Annotated in this window: 18 protein-coding genes, 1 tRNA gene and 1 pseudogene; all 20 read left to right on the forward strand. The window is 67.5% G+C overall.

All coding sequences use genetic code 11. From position 1 onward, the window contains the following. Positions 1-455, forward strand: a pseudogene (locus PCA_RS17575) (PIG-L family deacetylase); the annotation flags it as partial. 84 nt (positions 456-539) lie between these two features. Next, positions 540-893, forward strand: coding sequence for a PilZ domain-containing protein (locus tag PCA_RS09535; protein WP_181302372.1), 354 nt, complete (start codon positions 540-542; stop codon positions 891-893). Positions 894-1,145: 252 nt separating this feature from the next. Continuing rightward, on the forward strand, positions 1,146-1,502 hold the full coding sequence (locus PCA_RS09540; protein ID WP_181302373.1) for an NADH-quinone oxidoreductase subunit A: 357 nt from the start codon (positions 1,146-1,148) through the stop codon (positions 1,500-1,502). After that, positions 1,493-2,050 (forward strand): NADH-quinone oxidoreductase subunit B, encoded by a 558-nt coding sequence (locus tag PCA_RS09545; protein WP_181302374.1) that lies wholly within the window; start codon positions 1,493-1,495, stop codon positions 2,048-2,050. The genes PCA_RS09540 and PCA_RS09545 overlap by 10 nt, the downstream gene beginning before the upstream one ends. 10 nt (positions 2,051-2,060) lie before the next feature. Further along, positions 2,061-2,801 carry an NADH-quinone oxidoreductase subunit C gene (locus tag PCA_RS09550; RefSeq protein WP_181302375.1) on the forward strand — a complete coding sequence of 247 codons (741 nt, stop codon included), beginning with the start codon at positions 2,061-2,063 and terminating at the stop codon, positions 2,799-2,801. A 4-nt stretch (positions 2,802-2,805) separates the two neighbouring features. Next, on the forward strand, positions 2,806-4,062 hold the full coding sequence (locus tag PCA_RS09555; protein WP_181302376.1) for an NADH-quinone oxidoreductase subunit D: 1,257 nt from the start codon (positions 2,806-2,808) through the stop codon (positions 4,060-4,062). A 22-nt stretch (positions 4,063-4,084) separates the two neighbouring features. After that, positions 4,085-4,612, forward strand: a complete 528-nt coding sequence (gene nuoE, locus PCA_RS09560) for an NADH-quinone oxidoreductase subunit NuoE (protein WP_181302377.1) — start codon at positions 4,085-4,087, stop codon at positions 4,610-4,612. A 7-nt stretch (positions 4,613-4,619) separates the two neighbouring features. Further along, a complete protein-coding gene (gene nuoF / locus PCA_RS09565; protein ID WP_181302378.1) occupies positions 4,620-5,957 on the forward strand; it encodes an NADH-quinone oxidoreductase subunit NuoF in 1,338 nt (445 codons plus the stop codon). Further along, positions 5,957-8,281 carry an NADH-quinone oxidoreductase subunit NuoG gene (nuoG, locus tag PCA_RS09570; RefSeq protein WP_181302379.1) on the forward strand — a complete coding sequence of 775 codons (2,325 nt, stop codon included), beginning with the start codon at positions 5,957-5,959 and terminating at the stop codon, positions 8,279-8,281. The genes nuoF and nuoG overlap by 1 nt, the downstream gene beginning before the upstream one ends. A 4-nt stretch (positions 8,282-8,285) precedes the next feature. Beyond that, positions 8,286-9,302 (forward strand): NADH-quinone oxidoreductase subunit NuoH, encoded by a 1,017-nt coding sequence (gene nuoH, locus PCA_RS09575; RefSeq protein ID WP_181302380.1) that lies wholly within the window; start codon positions 8,286-8,288, stop codon positions 9,300-9,302. Positions 9,303-9,309: 7 nt separating this feature from the next. Then, positions 9,310-9,801: an NADH-quinone oxidoreductase subunit NuoI gene (nuoI, locus tag PCA_RS09580; RefSeq protein ID WP_181302381.1), complete on the forward strand. Its 492-nt coding sequence runs from the start codon at positions 9,310-9,312 to the stop codon at positions 9,799-9,801. A gap of 12 nt (positions 9,802-9,813) precedes the next feature. Further along, entirely contained in the window at positions 9,814-10,464 is a 651-nt protein-coding gene (locus tag PCA_RS09585; protein ID WP_181302382.1) for an NADH-quinone oxidoreductase subunit J, read from the forward strand. Next, positions 10,461-10,766 (forward strand): NADH-quinone oxidoreductase subunit NuoK, encoded by a 306-nt coding sequence (nuoK, locus tag PCA_RS09590; protein ID WP_077483669.1) that lies wholly within the window; start codon positions 10,461-10,463, stop codon positions 10,764-10,766. The genes PCA_RS09585 and nuoK overlap by 4 nt, the downstream gene beginning before the upstream one ends. 4 nt (positions 10,767-10,770) lie before the next feature. Continuing rightward, positions 10,771-12,810, forward strand: a complete 2,040-nt coding sequence (gene nuoL, locus PCA_RS09595) for an NADH-quinone oxidoreductase subunit L (RefSeq protein ID WP_181302383.1) — start codon at positions 10,771-10,773, stop codon at positions 12,808-12,810. 15 nt (positions 12,811-12,825) lie between these two features. Next, positions 12,826-14,334, forward strand: a complete 1,509-nt coding sequence (locus PCA_RS09600; RefSeq protein WP_181302384.1) for an NADH-quinone oxidoreductase subunit M — start codon at positions 12,826-12,828, stop codon at positions 14,332-14,334. 12 nt (positions 14,335-14,346) lie between these two features. Continuing rightward, a complete protein-coding gene (gene nuoN / locus PCA_RS09605) occupies positions 14,347-15,789 on the forward strand; it encodes an NADH-quinone oxidoreductase subunit NuoN (RefSeq protein ID WP_181302385.1) in 1,443 nt (480 codons plus the stop codon). Between the two features lie 104 nt (positions 15,790-15,893). Next, a tRNA-Met gene (locus PCA_RS09610) sits at positions 15,894-15,970 on the forward strand. Positions 15,971-16,166: 196 nt separating this feature from the next. Then, on the forward strand, positions 16,167-16,706 hold the full coding sequence (rimP, locus tag PCA_RS09615) for a ribosome maturation factor RimP (RefSeq protein WP_181302386.1): 540 nt from the start codon (positions 16,167-16,169) through the stop codon (positions 16,704-16,706). Between the two features lie 176 nt (positions 16,707-16,882). Further along, positions 16,883-18,388: a transcription termination factor NusA gene (gene nusA / locus PCA_RS09620; RefSeq protein WP_181302387.1), complete on the forward strand. Its 1,506-nt coding sequence runs from the start codon at positions 16,883-16,885 to the stop codon at positions 18,386-18,388. A 126-nt stretch (positions 18,389-18,514) separates the two neighbouring features. Continuing rightward, positions 18,515-19,329: translation initiation factor IF-2 associated domain-containing protein (locus tag PCA_RS09625; RefSeq protein ID WP_181302388.1), on the forward strand; the 815-nt coding region annotated here is incomplete at its 3' end.

Below are 19,329 nucleotides of genomic sequence, written 5' to 3' on the forward strand. Positions count from 1 at the left end.
GGTTGTCGCCCATGCTGGGGACCTACCTGATCCACGGCCGCGACGACGGCCAGCCCGGACTCGCCCCGGACGCCACGCCGGCGCAGGCGGCCGCCAAGCAACATGCGCTGGCGGCATATCGCACCCAGCTGGCGCTGAGCGGCGGCCGCCTGCGCCAGCTGGCCGGTCGCCCCGAACTGCACGCGCGGCCGGCGCCGGGCGCGGGCGGGGCGGAACGATCGTTGCCATGGCAACCATCGCAGCTGTTGCGGTCGCGGCTGCGGCTCACGGCGGCCAGCGCCGCCGGCCACACGCAGCAATGGCCGTGGGGTGGGGCACCCCTGCTGCGCGACGCGCGCGGCGGCTGGCGGCTGGACTGGCCGGCCGCGCGGGCCGGAGACGCCTGCTTCGTGCGCCTGTCGCTGGCGCTGCCGTCGCCGTGGATCTTCGACCACTGGGGCTGGCACGAAGTGTGAGCGCAGTGCTTTGCCTGCCGCGCCATGCTGGTTAGCATTGGGCGGCCGCCGCACCGGTTGCCGCGCCGCCGACCAGGAACCCGCATGAATCCCGTCGCCGCCCGCCAGGGCATCATCTCGCTGAAGATCAAGGACGCCGCGTCGCTGTACAACGCGTACATGCCGTTCCTGCGCAACGGCGGCCTGTTCGCGTCCACCGCGCAACCCTATGCGCTGGGCGACGAGGTGGTGCTGCTGGTCAGCCTGGCCGACGAGACCGAGCGCCTGTCGGTGGTGGGCAAGGTGGTGTGGATCTGCCCGCCCGGCGCGCAGGGCAACCGCATCGCCGGCATCGGCATCCACTTCAACGATTCCTCCGATGCCGAAGTGGCGCGCCAGCGCATCGAGAACATCCTCGCCGGCGTGCTGAATTCCGAACGGCCTACCCACACGATGTGACGTTGCGGTGACCTGCCGCACATGGCCGGATTCGTGCATGCCGGGGGCGCATCAAACTGTTGTGGTGTCGGCAGGCGCTGATACAATGGCGCGCTTCACGAACCCCGTATCGTGGAGAGTCGGGCGTCCGCAGCTGCAAGCAGCCGCAGGCGCGGCCGCAAGGTCCGGGCCCCAGGGCACGCCGAAACGAATCGCCGGACCGTCACCCCGCGGTCGCTGATGCGCCCCGATGGCGCGGAGGTACGTTGCATCGTGATTGCCGAATACTGGCCCGTACTGCTCTTCATCGCCGTGGCCGCCGGCCTCGGCCTCGTCCTGCTGGCGATCGGCATGCTTGCCGGCCCGCGCCGCCCGGAAGCGGAAAAGCTCGCGCCCTACGAGTGCGGCTTCGAGGCGTTCGAGGATGCACGCGCGCGCTTCGACGTGCGCTACTACCTGCTCGCGATCCTGTTCATCATCTTCGATCTGGAAATCGCCTTCCTGTTCCCCTGGGCGGTGGTGTTCAAGCAGATCGGCCTCGTTGCGCTGATCGAGATGGCGCTGTTCCTGCTGCTGCTGGTGATCGGTTTCGCCTACGTCTGGAAGAAGGGAGCACTGGAATGGGAGTGATCGATTCCATCAGCCGGGTGATGCACAACCCGCCTCCCGTCGATGTTGTCGATGACATTCTGCGTCAGGGCAATGACAATCCGCTGGTCCAGCGCGGTTTTGCCACCGCGCGCATGGATGAGCTGATGAACTGGGCGCGCACCGGCTCGATGTGGCCGATGACCTTCGGCCTGGCCTGCTGCGCGGTGGAGATGATGCACGCCGGCGCCGCCCGCCTCGACCTCGACCGCTACGGCGTGATCTTCCGTCCGTCGCCGCGCCAGAGCGACGTGATGATCGTCGCCGGCACCCTGGTCAACAAGATGGCCCCCGCGCTGCGCAAGGTCTACGACCAGATGCCCGACCCCAAGTGGGTGATCTCGATGGGCAGCTGCGCGAACGGCGGCGGCTACTACCACTATTCCTATTCCGTGGTGCGCGGCTGCGACCGCATCGTGCCGGTGGACATCTACGTGCCGGGCTGCCCGCCCACGGCCGAAGCCCTGATCCACGGCATCCTGCAGTTGCAGAAGAAGATCCGCCGCACCAGCACCATCGCCCGCGGTTGAGGCACGATCGATGACCGATACGCAAAAGACGACCTCGCTGGCCGAGCGCCTCGCCGCGCGGTTCGGCGACACGCTGAAGATCAGCGTCGTGCGCAACGAGACCACCGCCGAACTGGCGGCGGCCGACCTGCTCGCGGTGGCCACGGCCCTGCGCGACGAGCCCGGCTTCCGCTTCAGCGAACTGGTCGACGTGTGCGGCGTCGACTACCTGGGCTACGGCCAGACCGAGTGGGACACCACCGACGTCACCAGCACCGGCTTCTCGCGCGGCGTGGAAGGCGAGGCGATGGGCCGCTTCGACTGGGCCGACCGCCCCCGCGGCGCCAGCCTGGACCAGCCGCGTCGTTTTGCCGCGGTGATCCACCTGCTCTCGATCGAGCACAACCGGCGCCTGCGCCTGCGCGTGTTCTGCGCCGACGACAGCCTGCCGCTGGTGCCCTCGCTGACCGGCATCTGGCCGGGCGCGAACTGGTTTGAGCGCGAGGCGTTCGACCTCTACGGCATCATCTTCGACGGCCATCCGGACCTGCGCCGCATCCTCACCGACTACGGCTTCGTGGGGCATCCGTTCCGCAAGGACTTCCCGCTGATCGGCAACGTCGAGGTGCGCTACGACCCCGAGCAGAAGCGCGTGGTGTACGAACCCGTGACGTCGGTGGTGCCGCGCGTGCTGGTGCCGCGCGTGATCCGCGACGATGCCGACCTCATGCAGGCCAAGGCCGAAGCCGCCGACGACTGGCGCAGGAACTGATTCGATGGCCCAGGAAATCCGCAACTACACGATGAACTTCGGCCCGCAGCATCCCGCTGCGCACGGCGTGCTGCGCCTGGTGCTGGAGATGGACGGCGAGACCATCGTCCGCGCCGACCCGCACATCGGCCTGCTCCACCGCGGCACCGAGAAGCTGGCCGAGTCCAAGCCGTTCAACCAGTCGATCGGCTACATGGACCGCCTCGACTACGTGTCGATGATGTGCAACGAGCACGCCTACGTGCGCGCGATCGAGACCCTGCTGGGCATCGAGGCGCCGGAACGCGCGCAGTACATCCGCACGATGTTCGACGAGATCACCCGCATCCTGAACCACCTGATGTGGATCGGCTCCAACGCGCTCGACCTCGGCGCGATGGCGGTGTTCCTGTACGCGTTCCGCGAACGCGAGGAACTGATGGACGTCTACGAGGCGGTGTCGGGCGCGCGCATGCACGCCACCTACTACCGCCCCGGCGGCGTCTACCGCGACCTGCCGGCGCAGATGTCGCAGTACCGCGAGTCGCCGTGGCACAAGGGCAAGGACCTGAAGCGCCTGAACAGCTGGCGCGAGGGCTCGATGCTGGATTATCTGGAGGCGTTTACCGACGACTTCCCGACCAAGGTGGACGAGTACGAGGAACTGCTCACCACCAACCGCATCTGGAAGCAGCGCACCGTCGACATCGGCGTGATCTCGCCCGAGCAGGCGCAGGCCTGGGGCATGACCGGCGCGATGATCCGCGGCTCGGGCATCGCCTGGGACCTGCGCAAGAAGCAGCCGTACGCGAAGTACGCCGAGATGGATTTCGACATCCCGGTGGGCGTCAACGGCGACTGCTACGACCGCTACCTGGTGCGCGTCGAGGAAATGCGCCAGTCCAACCGCATCATCAAGCAGTGCGTGAAGTGGCTGAAGGCGAACCCCGGCCCGGTGATGGTGGACAACTACAAGGTCGCCCCGCCGAAGCGCGAGGAGATGAAGGAGAGCATGGAAGCGCTCATCCACCACTTCAAGCTGTTCACCGAAGGCTACGGCGTGCCGGCCGGCGAGACCTACGCGGCGGTCGAGGCGCCCAAGGGCGAGTTCGGCTGCTACCTCGTCTCCGACGGCGCCAACAAGCCGTTCCGCGTGCACCTGCGCGCACCGGGCTTCGCCCACCTGTCGTCGATCGACACCATCGTCAGCGGGCACATGCTCGCCGACGTCGTGGCGATGATCGGCACCTACGACCTCGTGTTCGGCGAAGTGGACCGCTGAGCCGGCACGACGGAGAAACGCAATGAAAGCCACCGGACATTACGACCAGGTCAGGAACGTCGATCCGCTCGTCGTGCTCGACGAGCACACGCGCCAGCACATCGACCACTGGCTGACCAAGTTCCCGCCGGACCGCAGGCGCTCGGCGCTGATCCAGGCGCTGTTCGCCGCGCAGGAGCAGAACCAGGGCTTCCTCACCGACGAGCTGATCGCGGCGGTGGCGAAGTACCTCGAACTGCCCGCGGTGTGGGCGTACGAGGTGGCCAGCTTCTACTCGATGCTGGAAACGAAGCCGGTGGGCCGCAACAACGTGGCGATCTGCACCAACATCTCGTGCTGGCTCAACGGCGCCGAGGACCTGGTGAAGCACTGCGAGCAGAAGCTGGGCATCAAGCTCGGCGAGAGCACCCCGGACGGCCGCATCTACCTCAAGCAGGAGGAAGAGTGCATCGCCGCCTGCGTGTACGCGCCGGCGATGACGGTGAACGGCCACTACCACGAGCGGATCACGGCCGAGAAACTCGACCAGATCCTGGACGGGCTGGAGTAAGCGCGACATGGCAAGCACTACCGGTCCGGTCGGACCCGCACCCCAGGACCACCAGGTCGTCTACACCACGCTGCATTTCGACACGCCGTGGGCGATGGCCAGCTACGAGCAGGTGGACGGCTACAAGGCCTGGCGCAAGATCCTCGCCGAGAAGCCGGATCCCGCCGCGCTGGTCGAGGAAGTCAAGAAATCCAGCCTGCGCGGCCGCGGCGGCGCAGGCTTTCCCACCGGCCTGAAGTGGTCCTTCATGCCCAAGGGCACGATGCAGAAGTACATCCTCTGCAATTCCGACGAGTCGGAGCCCGGCACCGCCAAGGACCGCGACATCCTGCGCTACAACCCGCACGCGGTGATCGAGGGCCTGGCGATCGCCTGCTATTGCACCGGTTCCACGGTGGCCTACAACTACCTGCGCGGCGAGTTCCACCACGAGCCGTTCGAGCACTTCGAAGCGGCGCTGAAGGAAGCCTACGCCGCCGGCCTGCTCGGCAAGAACGTGCAGGGCACCGGCATCGACGTGGACATCTACGCCGCACTGGGCGCGGGCGCCTACATCTGCGGCGAAGAAACCGCGCTGATGGAGTCGCTGGAAGGCAAGAAGGGCCAGCCGCGCTTCAAGCCGCCGTTCCCGGCGAACTTCGGCCTGTACGGCAAGCCCACCACGATCAACAACACCGAGACCTACGCCTCGGTGCCGGCGATCCTGCGCAACGGCGCCGACTGGTTCCTCAACCTCGGCAAGCCGAACAACGGCGGCCCGAAGATCTTCTCGGTCTCCGGCCACGTCGCCAAGCCGGGCAACTTCGAGATCCGCCTCGGCACCCCGTTCAAGGACCTGCTGGAAATGGCCGGCGGCGTGCGCAACGGGCACGCGCTGAAGGCGGTGATCCCCGGCGGCTCCTCGATGAAGGTGCTCAACGCCGAGGAGATGATGGCGGCCACCATGGACTACGACTGCCTGCAGAAGGCGGGTTCGGGCCTGGGTTCCGGCGCGGTGATCGTGATGGACGAGACCGCCTGCATGGTCAAGGTCTGCCAGCGCATCGCGCGCTTCTACAAGGCCGAGTCCTGCGGCCAGTGCACGCCCTGCCGCGAAGGCACCGGCTGGATGTACCGCGTGCTCACCCGCATCGTGGAAGGCAAGGGCACGCAGGACGACCTGCACCGCCTCAAGGCCATCGCCGGCCAGATCGAGGGCCACACCATCTGCGCGTTCGGCGAAGCCGCCGCGTGGCCGGTGCAGGGCTTCCTCGCCAAGTTCTGGAACGAATTCGAATATTACGTGCAGCACGGCCGCTCGATGACCGAGGACCGGCTCGCCGCCAACCGTGGAGTCGCTGCCTGATGAGCGCGCAGCCAACCAACACCGCGCCCGACCTGGTCAACATCGAGATCGACGGCAAGCCCACCCAGGTGCGCAAGGGCGCGATGATCATCGAGGCGGCCGACGCCATCGGCGTCGCCATCCCGCGTTTCTGCTACCACCGCAAGCTGCCCATCGCCGCGAACTGCCGCATGTGCCTGGTGGACGTGGAGCTGGGCGGGCGCCCGATGCCGAAGCCGCAGCCGGCCTGCGCCACGCCGGTGGGCGAGGGCATGAAGGTCACCACGCGTTCGGACAAGGCGCTGAAGTTCCAGAAGGACGTGATGGAATTCCTTCTGATCAACCATCCGCTGGACTGCCCGATCTGCGACCAGGGCGGCGAGTGCGAGCTGCAGGACGTGGCCCTGGGCTACGGCCGCAGCGTGTCGCGCTACACCGAGCGCAAGCGCACCATCGCCGACGAGAACATCGGGCCGCTGGTCGCCACCGAGATGACCCGCTGCATCCAGTGCACGCGCTGCGTGCGCTTCACCAGCGAGATCGCCGGCAGCTACGAGCTGGGCGGCATGAGCCGCGGCGAGAACCTGCAGATCGGCACCTACATCGGCAAGACGGTGGAGACCGAGCTGTCGGGCAACATCATCGACGTCTGCCCGGTCGGCGCGCTCACCAACAAGCCGTTCCAGTTCAAGGCGCGTGCCTGGGAGCTGATCGCGAAGCCGTCGGTGGCCTACCACGACGCGCTGGGCTCCAACCTGTGGCTGCACACCCGCCGCGGCGAAGTGCTGCGCACGGTGCCGCGCGACAACGAGGCGGTCAACGAGTGCTGGCTGTCCGACCGCGACCGCTACAGCCACCAGGGCATGTACGCCGCCGACCGCGTCGGCAAACCGGAAGTGAAGCGCAACGGCCAGTGGCAGCAGACCACCTGGGACGACGCGCTCGCTGCCGCCGCCGAGGCGCTGAAGGGCGTGCCGGGCAGCGAGCTGGGCGTGCTGGTGCATCCGGCCACCACGAACGAGGAAGCCGACCTGCTGCTGCGCCTCGCGCGCGGCCTGGGCAGCGCCCACATCGACCATCGCCTGCGCCAGCTCGACTTCGCCGACAACGCCGTGGCCGCGAGCTTCGGCCTGCGGGTGGCCGAAGTCGCGCAGGTGCGGGCCGCGCTGCTGGTCGGTTCCGACCTGCGCCGCGAGATGCCGCTGCTCAACCACCGCCTGCACCAGGCGACCAAGCAGGGCGCGAAGGTGTATGCGGTCAATCCGGCCGCATTCGATTTCAACTACCCGCTGGCCGGCGCCGCGATCGTGCCGCCGCAGGGCATGGTCGGCGCGCTGCTGGCGCTGGCCCGCGCCGCCGTGGCGGAAGGCGCTGCCGCGCCAGCCGCGCTGGCCGACGCGATCAACGCCGCCGCCAGCGACCAGGGCGACCATGCCGCCATCGCCGCGCTCAAGGCGGGCAGGGCGGTGGTGATCCTCGGCGAGGCCGCGGCCACCCATCCGGAAGCCTCCTGGCTGCGCGCGATCGCCCGCTTCATCGCTGGCGCCACCGGCGCGGCCTACGACGAACTGCCGGTCGGCGCGAACGCGATCGGCCTCGGCCAGCTCGGCGCGGTGCCGGGCAACGGCGGGCTGGACGCGCAGGCCATGCTGGCGCGGCCGCGCAAGGGCTACGTGCTGTACGGCGTGGAGCCGCCGCACGATTTCGCCGATGGCGCGCAGGCGCTGGCCGCGCTGCGCGGCGCGCAGCAGGTGGTGGCGTTCAGCGCCTATGCCAGCCCCGCGCTGCGCGAGGTGGCGAACGTGATCCTGCCGATCGCGCTGCTGCCGGAAACCGATGGCACCCTGGTCAACGTCGACGGACTGGCGCAGGCCGTGCAGGCCGGCGCGAAGGCGCCGGGCGAAGCCCGCCCGGGCTGGAAGGTGCTGCGTGCACTGGGCGGCCTGCTGCGGTTCGCCGGCTTCGAGTTCGACGACCTCGCCGGCCTGCGCGACGGCATCGTGGCGCGCGGCGCCGCGGCGCGCGACGCGCTGGCCGCACGCCAGCCGGCGGCCGCGCTCACCCGCCTCGCCACCTGGCCGATCTACCGCGGCGACGCGGTGCTGCGCCGGGCCACCGCGCTCAACGCGCATCCGCTGAACCGCGCGCCGGCCGTGCGCATCAACGCGGCCGAGGCCGCACGGCAGGGCCTGGCCGACGGCGCGCAGGTGCGCGTCGCCGACGCCACCCTGCCGGTGGTCGTCGACCATGCCGTGCCCGATGGCGCCGCCTGGATCGAAGCTGCGCAGGACCTCACCGCCACGCTGCCGCCCTACGGCGCAGCCATCACCCTGAGCAAGGCGTAAGCACATGCTTGATCAGCTTCTCCACCAGGTAGGACTGCCGATCCTCTACATCCTGTGCATCGTGCTGCCGCTGGTGATCGCGGTGGCGATGTTCGTGTACTGGGAGCGCAAGGTCATCGGCTGGATGCACGTGCGCATGGGGCCGAACAAGATCGGCCCGCTCGGCCTGCTGCAGGCTTTCGCCGACGTGGTGAAGCTGCTGCTGAAGGAAGTGATCCTGCCGACCAAGGCGAACCGCGCGCTGTACTACCTTGCGCCGCTGCTCGCGCTGATCCCGGCGCTGGCGGCCTGGGCGGTGATCCCGTTCAGCGCGAAGATGGTGCTGTCGAACGCGAACGCGGGCCTGCTGTACCTGCTGGCGATGACCTCGCTGGGCGTGTACGGCATCATCCTCGCCGGCTGGGCGTCGAACTCGCGCTACGCGCTGCTCGGCGCGATGCGTTCGGCCGCCCAGGTGATCTCCTACGAACTGGCGATGGGCCTGTGCCTGGTCTGCGTGCTGGTGCTGGCCGGTTCGCTGAACCTCACCGACATCGTCAACGCGCAGGCCGGCGGCAAGGGCATCTTCAGCTGGTTCATGTGGCCGCTGCTGCCGGCGCTGGTCATCTACTTCATCTCCGGCGTGGCCGAGACCAACCGCTCGCCGTTCGACATGGCCGAGGGCGAGTCGGAGATCGTGGCCGGCTTCCACGTGGAGTATTCCGGTTCGGCGTTCGCGCTGTTCTTCCTGGCCGAATACGCGAACATGATCCTGGTGAGCTTCCTCGCCCCGATCCTGTTCATGGGCGGCTGGCTCAGCCCGTTCCCGGAAAGCTGGGGCCTGATCGGCCAGGGCGGCTTCCCGTGGCTGTTCGCCAAGGCGTTCGCCTTCGCCTTCCTGTTCCTGTGGTTCCGCGCGACGTTCCCGCGCTACCGCTACGACCAGATCATGCGGCTGGGCTGGAAGGTGTTCATTCCGATCGCGATCGTCTGGGTGCTGGTGGCCGGTTGCATGAAGTACTACGGCATCGCGGGGGTCTGAGGTTCCGATGAAACGCGTGATCAACTATTTCAACAGCCTGCTGCTGATCGAGCTGCTCAAGGGCATGGCGCTGACCTGGCGCTACCTGTTCAGCCCGAAGTACACGATGCGCTACCCGATGGAGCACATCCCCAAGTCGAACCGCTTCCGCGGCCTGCACGCGCTGCGCCGCTACGCGAACGGCGAGGAGCGCTGCATCGCCTGCAAGCTGTGCGAGGCGGTGTGCCCGGCGCTGGCGATCACCATCGACTCGGCGCCGCGCGAGAGCGACGGCCAGCGCCGCACCACGCGCTACGACATCGACCTGTTCAAGTGCATCTTCTGCGGCTTCTGCGAGGAGAGCTGCCCGGTGGACTCCATCGTCGAGACGCACGTGCACGAGTACCACTTCGAGCACCGCGGCGAGAACGTGCTGACCAAGCCGAAGCTGCTCGCCATCGGCGACCGTTTCGAGGCGGAGATCGCCGCCGCCCGTGCGCAAGACGCGGCCTATCGCTGAGGACGGACCGTCATGATTGATCCGAACCTGTTCCAACTCGTCTGCTTCTACGCCTTCGGCGCGGTCGCCGTGCTTTCCGCGCTGGCGGTGATCAGCCTGCGCAACTCGGTGCACGCGGTGCTCGCGCTGGTGCTGACCTTCTTCAGCACGGCCTGCATCTGGATGCTGGCCGAGGCGGAGTTCCTCGCCATCGCGCTGATCGTGGTCTACGTGGGCGCGGTGATGGTGCTGTTCCTGTTCGTGGTGATGATGCTCGACATCGACCAGGAGAAGATCCGCGAGGGCTTCGTGAAGTTCCTGCCGGTGGGCGTGGTGGTGGCCGTGGTGATGCTGGTGGAGATGCTGGCGCTGATCGGCGTGCGCGCGATGCATGCGCAGACGCTGGGCGCGAACCCGGCCGGCGACTCCAACACCGCGTGGCTGGGCAAGGCGCTGTACACGCAATACCTGCTGCCGTTCGAGATCGCCGCGCTGATCCTCACCGTGGGCGTGATCGCCGCGGTGGCGCTGACCCTGCGCGAACGCAGGGGCGTCAAGCGCCAGCAGCCCAGCGAGCAGGTCGCGATCAACCCGCGCGACCGCGTGCGCCTGGTGAAGATGGCGGCGGAGCGTCCCGACGATGCCGAACCGGCGGCGCTGCCGGCCCAGGAGGCCAAGCCATGATTACCCTGTCGCACTTCATCGTGCTCGGCGCGATCCTGTTCTGCATCGCCGTCGCCGGCCTGTTCATCAACCGCAAGAACGTGATCGTGCTGCTGATGGCGATCGAGCTGATGCTGCTGGCGGTGAACATCAACTTCGTGGCGTTCTCCCGCTTCGGCCACGACGTGGCGGGGCAGGTGTTCGTGTTCTTCATCCTCACCGTGGCCGCGGCGGAATCCGCGATCGGCCTGGCGATCCTGGTGCTGCTGTTCCGCAACCGCAGCACGGTCAACGTCGCCGAAATCGACAGCATGAAGGGTTGATCCGATGCAGCTTTCGACATCCATCCTGCTGATCATCGCGCTGGCCCCGCTGGCGGGTTGCCTGCTGGCCGGCTTCCTCGGCAAGCAGATCGGCCGCGCCGGCGCGCACAGCGCGACCATCCTCGGCCTGTTGGTCTCCTGCGGCCTGTCGTTCCACGTGCTGTACCAGCTGGTCTGGGCCGGCGCCGCGAACTACGACCAGAACATCTACACCTGGTTCGAGATCGGCCGCTTCAACGCCAGCATCGGCTTCATGATCGACCGCCTCACCGCGATGATGATGGTGGTGGTGACGTTCGTGTCGCTGCTGGTGCACGTCTACACCATCGGCTACATGGCCGACGACCCGGGCTACCAGCGCTTCTTCAGCTACATCTCGCTGTTCACCTTCTCGATGCTGATGCTCGTGATGAGCAACAACTTCCTGCAGCTGTTCTTCGGCTGGGAAGCGGTGGGCCTGGTGTCCTACCTGCTGATCGGCTTCTGGTTCAAGCGGCCGACCGCGATCTTCGCGAACCTCAAGGCCTTCCTGGTCAACCGCGTGGGCGACTTCGGCTTCCTGCTGGGCATCGCGGCGGTGCTGTACTTCCTCAACACGCTGGACTACGCCACTGCGTTCGCCGCGGCGCCGACCCTGGTCGGCAAGACGCTGACGATCACCCAGAGCACGCAGTGGGACGCCGCCACGGTGATCTGCATCCTGCTGTTCATCGGCGCGATGGGCAAGAGCGCCCAGGTGCCGCTGCACGTGTGGCTGCCCGACTCGATGGAAGGCCCCACGCCGATCTCCGCGCTGATCCACGCGGCGACCATGGTCACCGCGGGCATCTTCATGGTGGCGCGCATGTCGCCGCTGTTCGAGCTGTCGCAGGGCGCGCTCAGCTTCGTGATGGTGATCGGCGCCACCGGCGCGCTGTTCACCGGCCTGATCGGCATCGTGCAGAACGACATCAAGCGCGTGGTGGCGTACTCCACGCTGTCGCAGCTCGGCTACATGACGGTGGCGCTGGGCGTGTCGGCGTATGCCGGCGCGGTGTTCCACCTGATGACCCACGCGTTCTTCAAGGCGCTGCTGTTCCTGGGCGCCGGCTCGGTGATCATCGCGATGCACCACGAGCAGGACATGCGCTACATGGGCGGCCTGCGCAAGTACATGCCGATCACCTGGATCACCATGTGGATCGGTTCGCTGGCGCTGGTGGCGATCCCGTTCACCTCGGGCTTCTACTCGAAGGACGCGATCATCGAGGCGGTCGGCGAGTCGCATCGCTGGGGTTCGAGCTACGCCTATTTCTGCGTGATGGCGGGCGCCTTCGTCACCGCGCTGTACACCTTCCGCCAGATGTACCTGACCTTCCACGGCAAGGAGCGCTTCACCGTGGTGGCGCAGCACGGCCACCACGACGGGCACGACGACCACGGCCACCACGCGCCGGGCGAGCTGGCGCACGCGCCGCACGAGTCGCCGTGGGTGGTCACGCTGCCGCTGGTGCTGCTGGCGATCCCGTCGCTGCTGGTGGGCTTCTTCACCGTGGGTCCGATGTTGTTCGGCGACTGGTTCGGCAAGGCGATCCACGTCGAGGAAGCGAACAACGTACTGGGCGAGATGGCCGGGCACTTCCACGACGCGGCGTCGATGGCGCTGCACGGCTTCTGGAGCCTGCCGTTCGGCCTGGTGCTGCTGGCGTTCGCGATCCAGACGTACATCTACCTGTTCAACCCCGCACTGGCCGGCCGCATCAAGGGCGCGCTGAAGCCGCTGTGGACGGTGCTGGACCGCAAGTACTGGATCGACGACGTGTACTTCGCGCTGTTCGCCAAGGGCAGCGTGAAGCTGGGCCGGCTGTTCTGGAAGGCCGGCGACGCCGCGGTGATCGACGGCGTGATGGTCGACGGCACCACCGGCGTGGTCGAGCGCATCGCCGCGGGCATGCGCCGGCTGCAGTCCGGTTACCTCTACCAGTACGCCTTCGCGATGATCATCGGCCTGATCCTGCTGCTGGGCGGGTACTGGCTGTTCGGTCCCACGCTGGCTGTGCATTAAGGGAAGCAAGCACTCATGTTCAATCACTTGCTCAGCCTGCTGATCTGGCTGCCCATCGTCGGCGCGGTGCCCGTGCTGCTGGCCGGTTCCGCCCGTCCCAACGCGGCGCGCTGGCTCGCGCTGCTGTTCATGGTGCTCACCTTCGTGGTGAGCCTGTTCCTGCTGCCGCAGTACGACTCGGCCCGGGGCGGCATGCAGCTGGTCGAGAGCCAGCTGTGGATCGCCTCGCTGAACGTGCACTACGCGCTGGCCGCGGACGGCATCTCGGTGGCGCTGATCCTGCTCACCACCATCGTCGGCATCCTCGTGGTGGTCGGCGCCTGGGAAGTGATCCAGACCAAGACCCACCAGTACATGGCCGCGATGCTGGTGCTCGAGGGACTGATGATCGGCGTGTTCTGCGCCACCGACGCGTTGCTGTTCTACGTGTTCTTCGAGGCGATGCTGATCCCGATGTTCATCCTGATCGGCGTCTGGGGTGGCCCGCGGCGCGTGTACGCCACGCTGAAGTTCTTCATCTACACCTTCCTCGGCTCGATCTTCATGCTGATCGCGCTGCTGTACCTGTACCACAAGGCCGGCACGTTCGACCTGCGCACGCTGGCTTCGCTGCCGCTGACGTTCACCGAGCAGGCCTGGATATTCTTCGCGTTCCTGCTCGCGTTCGCGATCAAGGTGCCGATGGTGCCGGTGCACACCTGGCTGCCTGACGCCCACGTGGAGGCGCCGACCGGCGGCTCGGTGGTGCTGGCGGCGGTGATGCTGAAGGTCGGCACCTACGGCATGCTGCGCTTCATCCTGCCGATCGTGCCCGACGCCGGCGCCCACTACACCTGGCTGGTGGTGGTGCTGAGCCTGGTCGCGATCGTCTACATCGGCTACGTGGCGCTGGTGCAGGACGACATGAAGAAGCTGGTGGCGTATTCGTCCGTGGCGCACATGGGCTTCGTCACGCTGGGCATCTTCATCGCCTTCATGCTGGCGCGCGGTGCCGGCGACGTCGACTCGGCGCGCCTCGGCATGCAGGGCGCGATGGTGCAGATGATCTCGCACGGCTTCGTCTCCGGCGCGATGTTCACCTGCATCGGCGTGATGTACGACCGCCTGCACACGCGCCTGATCAAGGACTACGGCGGCCTGATCAACGTGATGCCGTGGTTCGGCTTCTTCTACGTGCTGTTCGCGATGGCGAACTGCGGCCTGCCGGGCACCAGCGGCTTCGTGGGCGAGTTCATGGTGGTGCTGGCCAGCTTCAAGGCCAACCCGTGGATCGCGCTGTTCGCCGCGTTCACCCTGATCATCGGCGCCGGCTACACGCTGTGGATGGTGAAGCGCGTGCTGTGGGGCGAGATCCACAATCCGCACGTGGCCGAGATGAAGGACATCAACGGTCGCGAGACCTTCGTGCTGCTGGCGTTCGCCGCGCTGACGGTGGCGCTGGGCGTATGGCCGGAGCCGCTGGTCCGCCTGATGGACAGCTCGGTGACGCAGCTGGTGCAGCAGCTCGCCATCCACAAGATTTAAGCAGGATCGAACATGCCTACTCTCAACGACGTCCTGGTCCTGTTGCCGGAGTTCTATCTGGTGGCGGCGGCATGCCTGCTGCTGCTGGCGGATGCCTTCATGAAACCGGCGCAGCGCGGCGCGCTGCACTGGATCGCCATCGTGGTGTTGCTGGTGGCCACCTACATGGTGGTCGCGGGCCAGCCGGATGCCACGGTGACCGCGTTCGGCGACATGTTCGTGCGCGACCGCACCTCGGAAATCCTCAAGGTCTTCGCGCTGCTGTGCACCGTGCTGGTGTTCATCTACGCGCGGCCGTACCTGCTGGACCGCAAGCAGTTCGTCGGCGAGTTCTACACGCTGATGATCTTCGCGGTGCTGGGCGTGATGCTGCTGGTCTCGGCCGGCAACCTGGTGATGGTCTACCTGGGCCTGGAGCTGCTGACGCTGTCGTCCTACGCGCTGGTGGCGCTGAACCGCGATTCCCCGCTGTCGTCCGAGGCGGCGATCAAGTACTTCGTGCTGGGCGCGCTGTCCTCGGGCATGCTGCTGTACGGCATGTCGATGGTGTACGGCGCCACCGGCACGCTGGGCCTGGCGCAGCTGCACGCCACGGCGACCCACGGCGCGATGCCGCACCTGCTGGTGTTCGGCCTGATCTTCATGCTGGTGGGCATCGCGTTCAAGCTCGGCGCGGCGCCGTTCCACATGTGGATCCCCGACGTCTACCAGGGCGCGTCCACGCCGGTCACCACCTTCATCGCCTCCGCTTCCAAGCTGGCCGCGTTCGGCATGGCCTGGCGCCTGCTGGAGACCGGGCTGGGCGACCTGTCGCCGTACTGGCAGCCGATGCTGGCCGTGCTCGCGGTGCTGTCGATGGCGATCGGCAACCTGGTCGCGATCGTGCAGACCAACCTCAAGCGCATGCTGGCCTATTCGACCATCTCGCACATGGGCTACCTGCTGCTGGGCCTGGTCAACGCCGGTCCGGAAGGCTATGCCGCGGCGATGTTCTACGCGATCAGCTACGCGCTGATGAGCACGGTGGCGTTCGGCGTGATCATGGCGCTGGCCCGCGCGGGCTTCGAGTGCGAGGAAATCGCCGACCTCAAGGGCCTGAACCAGCGCTCGCCGTGGTTCGCCGCGATGATGGCGCTGGCGATGTTCTCGCTGGCCGGCGTGCCGCCGCTGTTCGGTTTCTACGCGAAGTACCTCGTGCTGCAGGCGGCGATCGACGCGCACATGCTGTGGCTGGCCCTGGCCGGTGCGGTGTTCGCGATCGTCGGCCTGTACTACTACCTGCACGTGGTGAAGGTGATGTATTTCGACAAGCCGGTCGAGGGCGGCGCCGACCGTTCCACGCCGGACATGCCGATGCGCGTGGTGCTGTCGCTGAACGGGCTGGCGCTGCTGGTGCTGGGCGTGTACTGGGGGCCGCTGCTGGGCTGGTGCCGCCACTCGTTCGGCATCGGCTGAGATCGCGGGCGTGTTCCGTGCGTTTCCATCGGACGGTTCGATGGAAATGCGGAGCGTCGGACTTGCAGCCAATCGACACTCTCGTTACAATCTCCGGACTCTGATGCGGGGTGGAGCAGTCTGGCAGCTCGTCGGGCTCATAACCCGAAGGTCGCAGGTTCGAATCCTGCCCCCGCTACCAGATCTTTCTTGGACAAGAAAGCCTCCTCGTGAGGCTTTTTTGTTGGGCGCCGGATGCGCCGGGTACGTCACGGCGAACGCCGTGCGCCGACCCTCGAGGAGCTGCCTGGAGTCGGAACATCGGCGAGGACGCTCCGGACGGAGCAGGGAATGGGCCGCTTGAGCCCATTTTTTGTTTTTGCGACCTGGAATGCACGATGGACACGCACGCACTCGCACAACGCTTCACCGCCGTCCTGGCCGACCTCGGCCTGGAATGCATGGGCGTGGAATTCCTTCCCTCGCAGGGGCAGAGCACCCTGCGCGTCTACCTGGACATTCCCGAGGGCGCCGTCGCTGCCGATGGCGAGCGCCGCGAGGTGGGCATCGAGGATTGCGAGGCGGCCAGCCGCGAGCTTTCCGCGATGCTCGACGTGGAGGATCCGATCCCCGGCCATTACGTGCTGGAGGTTTCCTCGCCGGGCATCGACCGTCCGCTGTTCACCGCCGCGCAGTTCGCGCGGGTGGTCGGCCAGGAAGTGAAGGTGCTGCTGCGCGCGCCGCTGGAAGGCCGCCGCCGCCTGCGCGGCAAGCTGCTGGCGGTGGACGGCGAGCGCATCGAGCTGGAAGGCGAGGGCAGGACGTTCGCGTTCGGGCATGCGCAGGTGGAAAGCGCGCGGGTGGTGCCGGACTGGATGGCGCTGGGCTACGCGCCCAAGCCCAAGCCCGGCAAGGCGCCTGCGAAGAAGAAGATCTGAGTCGTTGCACCGGGACGTGCGATCATGGACGGTCGCGGCAGCCGCCCTCTCACGGACGAACAAATCATTGAACAGTGCAGCCATGGACGACTGCCATGTGATCCACGCGTTCAGGAAACGAACGCTACAGCCTTGATATCGATCGGTCGCCGAGTGGCGCCCATGGAGTTGCTGCAATGAGCAAAGAACTTTTGCTGGTGGTCGACGCGGTTGCCAACGAGAAGGGCGTGCCGCGCGAGGTGATCTTCGAGGCGATGGAGGCCGCGCTGGCCTCGGCCGCCAAGAAGCGTTACCCCGACGAGGAGCCGGACATCCGCGTGGCGATCGATCAGGAGACCGGCGACTACGAGACCTTCCGCCGCTGGGAAATCATTGCCGACGACGGCGAGATGGAGTCGCCGTACTACCAGCTGCGCCTGATGGACGCCGTGGACGAGCGCGCCGACGCGCAGGTGGGCGAGTACATCGAGACGCAGATCGAGAACGCCGAGTTCGGCCGCATCGCGGCGCAGGCCGCCAAGCAGGTGATCGTGCAGCGCGTGCGCGAGGCCGAGCGCCAGCAGGTGGTCGACGCCTACAAGGACCGCGTGGGCGAACTGATCACCGGCATCGTCAAGCGCGTCGAGCGCGGCAACATCTACCTCGACCTGGGCGGCAACGCCGAGGCGTTCATCCCGCGCGACAAGACCATTCCGCGCGAATCGGTGCGCGTGGGAGACCGCGTGCGCGGCTACCTGTTCGAGGTGAAGTCCGAAGTGCGCGGCCCGCAGCTGTTCGTGTCGCGCGCGGCGCCGGAATTCATGATCGAGCTGTTCAAGCTCGAAGTGCCGGAAGTCGGCCAGGGCCTGGTCGAGATCAAGGGCTGCGCCCGCGATCCGGGCGACCGCGCGAAGATCGCCGTGGTGGCCCACGACAGCCGCACCGACCCGATCGGCGCGTGCATCGGCATGCGCGGCTCGCGCGTGCAGGCGGTGTCCAACGACCTCAACGGCGAGCGCGTGGACATCATCCTGTGGCACGAGAACCAGGCGCAGTTCGTCATCAACGCGATGGCGCCGGCCGAGGTGCAGTCCATCATCATGGACGAAGACAAGCACTCGATGGACATCGCGGTGGCCGAGGACAAGCTGTCCCAGGCGATCGGCCGCGGCGGCCAGAACGTGCGCCTCGCCAGCAAGCTCACCGGCTGGCAGCTCAACGTGATGACCCAGGACCAGGTCGCCGCGAAGAGCGAGGCCGAGCAGGAGGCCGCGCGCCAGCTGTTCATGGACAAGCTGGAAGTGGACCAGGAGATCGCGAACATCCTCGTGCAGGAAGGCTTCTCCAGCGTCGAGGAAATCGCCTACGTGCCCAGCGCCGAGCTGCTGGCGGTCGAGGGCTTCGACGAGGACATCGTCGAGGAGCTGCGCGCCCGCGCCCGCGACGCGCTGCTCACCGAGGCGCTGGCCGTCGAGGAAACCATCGACGAGCACCAGCCCAGCGGGGAACTGCTGGAACTGGAGGGCATGGACGAGAACACGGCCTTTGCGCTGGCGGCCCGCGGCGTGATCAGCATGGACGACCTCGCCGACCAGGCGGTGGACGACCTGATCGACATCGAGGGCATGACCGAGGAGCGTGCGGCGGCGCTGATCATGGCGGCGCGCGCACCGATGATCGAGCAACTGGAGAAGGGCGGCTAACCGCGAACGGCCGCGCCCCGGACGGGCGCGCCGAGGAAGGCCAGGGGTCTTCCACCATGGATGGCGGTGTACGTGCAGGCAAGGCCGCACGGACGACAAGCGCGGGAACGGCGGAGAAAGAACACGATGTCGGATGTCACGATCAAACAACTCGCCCAGGTGCTGGGCATGCCGGTCGACAAGCTGCTGAGCCAGCTTGGCGAAGCCGGCATGAAATTCTCCGAACCGGAGCAGGTCATCAGCAGCACCGAGAAGGTGAAGCTGCTGGGCTTCCTGCGGCGCACCCATGGCAAGAACGAGCCCGCCGCCGAGGTCGCCGACAGCGCGCCGCGCCAGATCACGCTCAAGCGCCGCACGGTGGGCGAGCTCAAGGTCTCCACGCCGGGCGGCCGCGGTGCGGCCAGCACGGCCAAGACCGTCAATGTCGAGGTGCGCGCCAAGCGCACCTACGTCAAGCGCAGCGTGATCGCCGAGGAAGCGAGCGCCGAGCCCGAGCGCGAGGAGGCCGTGCGCAAGCTGGCCGAGTCGCGCGAGCAGCGCAAGCAGGAAGAGCAGGAGCGCCACGAGGCCGAGCAGCGCCGCCAGCAGGAGGCGCAGCAGCACGCGCTGGAAGAGCAGCGCCGCGAGCAGGAGGCGGCGGAGGAGCGCCTTCGCCAGTCCGAGCCCGAGCCCGAAAGCGCATCCGAAAGCGCGCCCGCAAGCGAGCCGGTCGTCGCCGCTCCCGCGGCGGAGCCGGAAGCCGCCCCGGCGGACGAGTCCGCCAGCGCGGCGGCGCCCGCCGTGCAGCGCATCGACCCGCGCGAGCTGGGCATGATCGTTCCGCGCGTGCACGAACCGCGCAAGCGCGAGAAGCTGGTCAAGCCGGCGCCCGCTCCCGCGTCCGCCGTGGCGCGCCTTGCCGCGCGCGGCGTCCGTGGAGCCCGGCGCCGCGCGCGGCAAGG

Origin of the sequence: Rhodanobacter sp. PCA2, from assembly GCF_013620825.1 — a bacterium.
Taxonomy (GTDB): domain Bacteria; phylum Pseudomonadota; class Gammaproteobacteria; order Xanthomonadales; family Rhodanobacteraceae; genus Rhodanobacter_A.

Excerpts from the sequence above, each read along its gene's own strand:
- rimP (WP_181302386.1), top strand. The coding sequence starts at position 16,167 with ATGGACACGCACGCACTCGCACAACGCTTCACCGCCGTCCTGGCCGAC.
- PCA_RS09545 (WP_181302374.1), top strand. The coding sequence starts at position 1,493 with ATGGGAGTGATCGATTCCATCAGCCGGGTGATGCACAACCCGCCTCCC.
- nuoL (WP_181302383.1), top strand. The coding sequence starts at position 10,771 with ATGCAGCTTTCGACATCCATCCTGCTGATCATCGCGCTGGCCCCGCTG.
- nuoN (WP_181302385.1), top strand. The coding sequence starts at position 14,347 with ATGCCTACTCTCAACGACGTCCTGGTCCTGTTGCCGGAGTTCTATCTG.
- nusA (WP_181302387.1), top strand. The coding sequence starts at position 16,883 with ATGAGCAAAGAACTTTTGCTGGTGGTCGACGCGGTTGCCAACGAGAAG.
- nuoI (WP_181302381.1), top strand. The coding sequence starts at position 9,310 with ATGAAACGCGTGATCAACTATTTCAACAGCCTGCTGCTGATCGAGCTG.
- PCA_RS09535 (WP_181302372.1), top strand. The coding sequence starts at position 540 with ATGAATCCCGTCGCCGCCCGCCAGGGCATCATCTCGCTGAAGATCAAG.
- PCA_RS09600 (WP_181302384.1), top strand. The coding sequence starts at position 12,826 with ATGTTCAATCACTTGCTCAGCCTGCTGATCTGGCTGCCCATCGTCGGC.
- nuoK (WP_077483669.1), top strand. The coding sequence starts at position 10,461 with ATGATTACCCTGTCGCACTTCATCGTGCTCGGCGCGATCCTGTTCTGC.
- PCA_RS09585 (WP_181302382.1), top strand. The coding sequence starts at position 9,814 with ATGATTGATCCGAACCTGTTCCAACTCGTCTGCTTCTACGCCTTCGGC.
- PCA_RS09550 (WP_181302375.1), top strand. The coding sequence starts at position 2,061 with ATGACCGATACGCAAAAGACGACCTCGCTGGCCGAGCGCCTCGCCGCG.
- nuoH (WP_181302380.1), top strand. The coding sequence starts at position 8,286 with ATGCTTGATCAGCTTCTCCACCAGGTAGGACTGCCGATCCTCTACATC.
- nuoE (WP_181302377.1), top strand. The coding sequence starts at position 4,085 with ATGAAAGCCACCGGACATTACGACCAGGTCAGGAACGTCGATCCGCTC.
- PCA_RS09555 (WP_181302376.1), top strand. The coding sequence starts at position 2,806 with ATGGCCCAGGAAATCCGCAACTACACGATGAACTTCGGCCCGCAGCAT.
- nuoG (WP_181302379.1), top strand. The coding sequence starts at position 5,957 with ATGAGCGCGCAGCCAACCAACACCGCGCCCGACCTGGTCAACATCGAG.
- nuoF (WP_181302378.1), top strand. The coding sequence starts at position 4,620 with ATGGCAAGCACTACCGGTCCGGTCGGACCCGCACCCCAGGACCACCAG.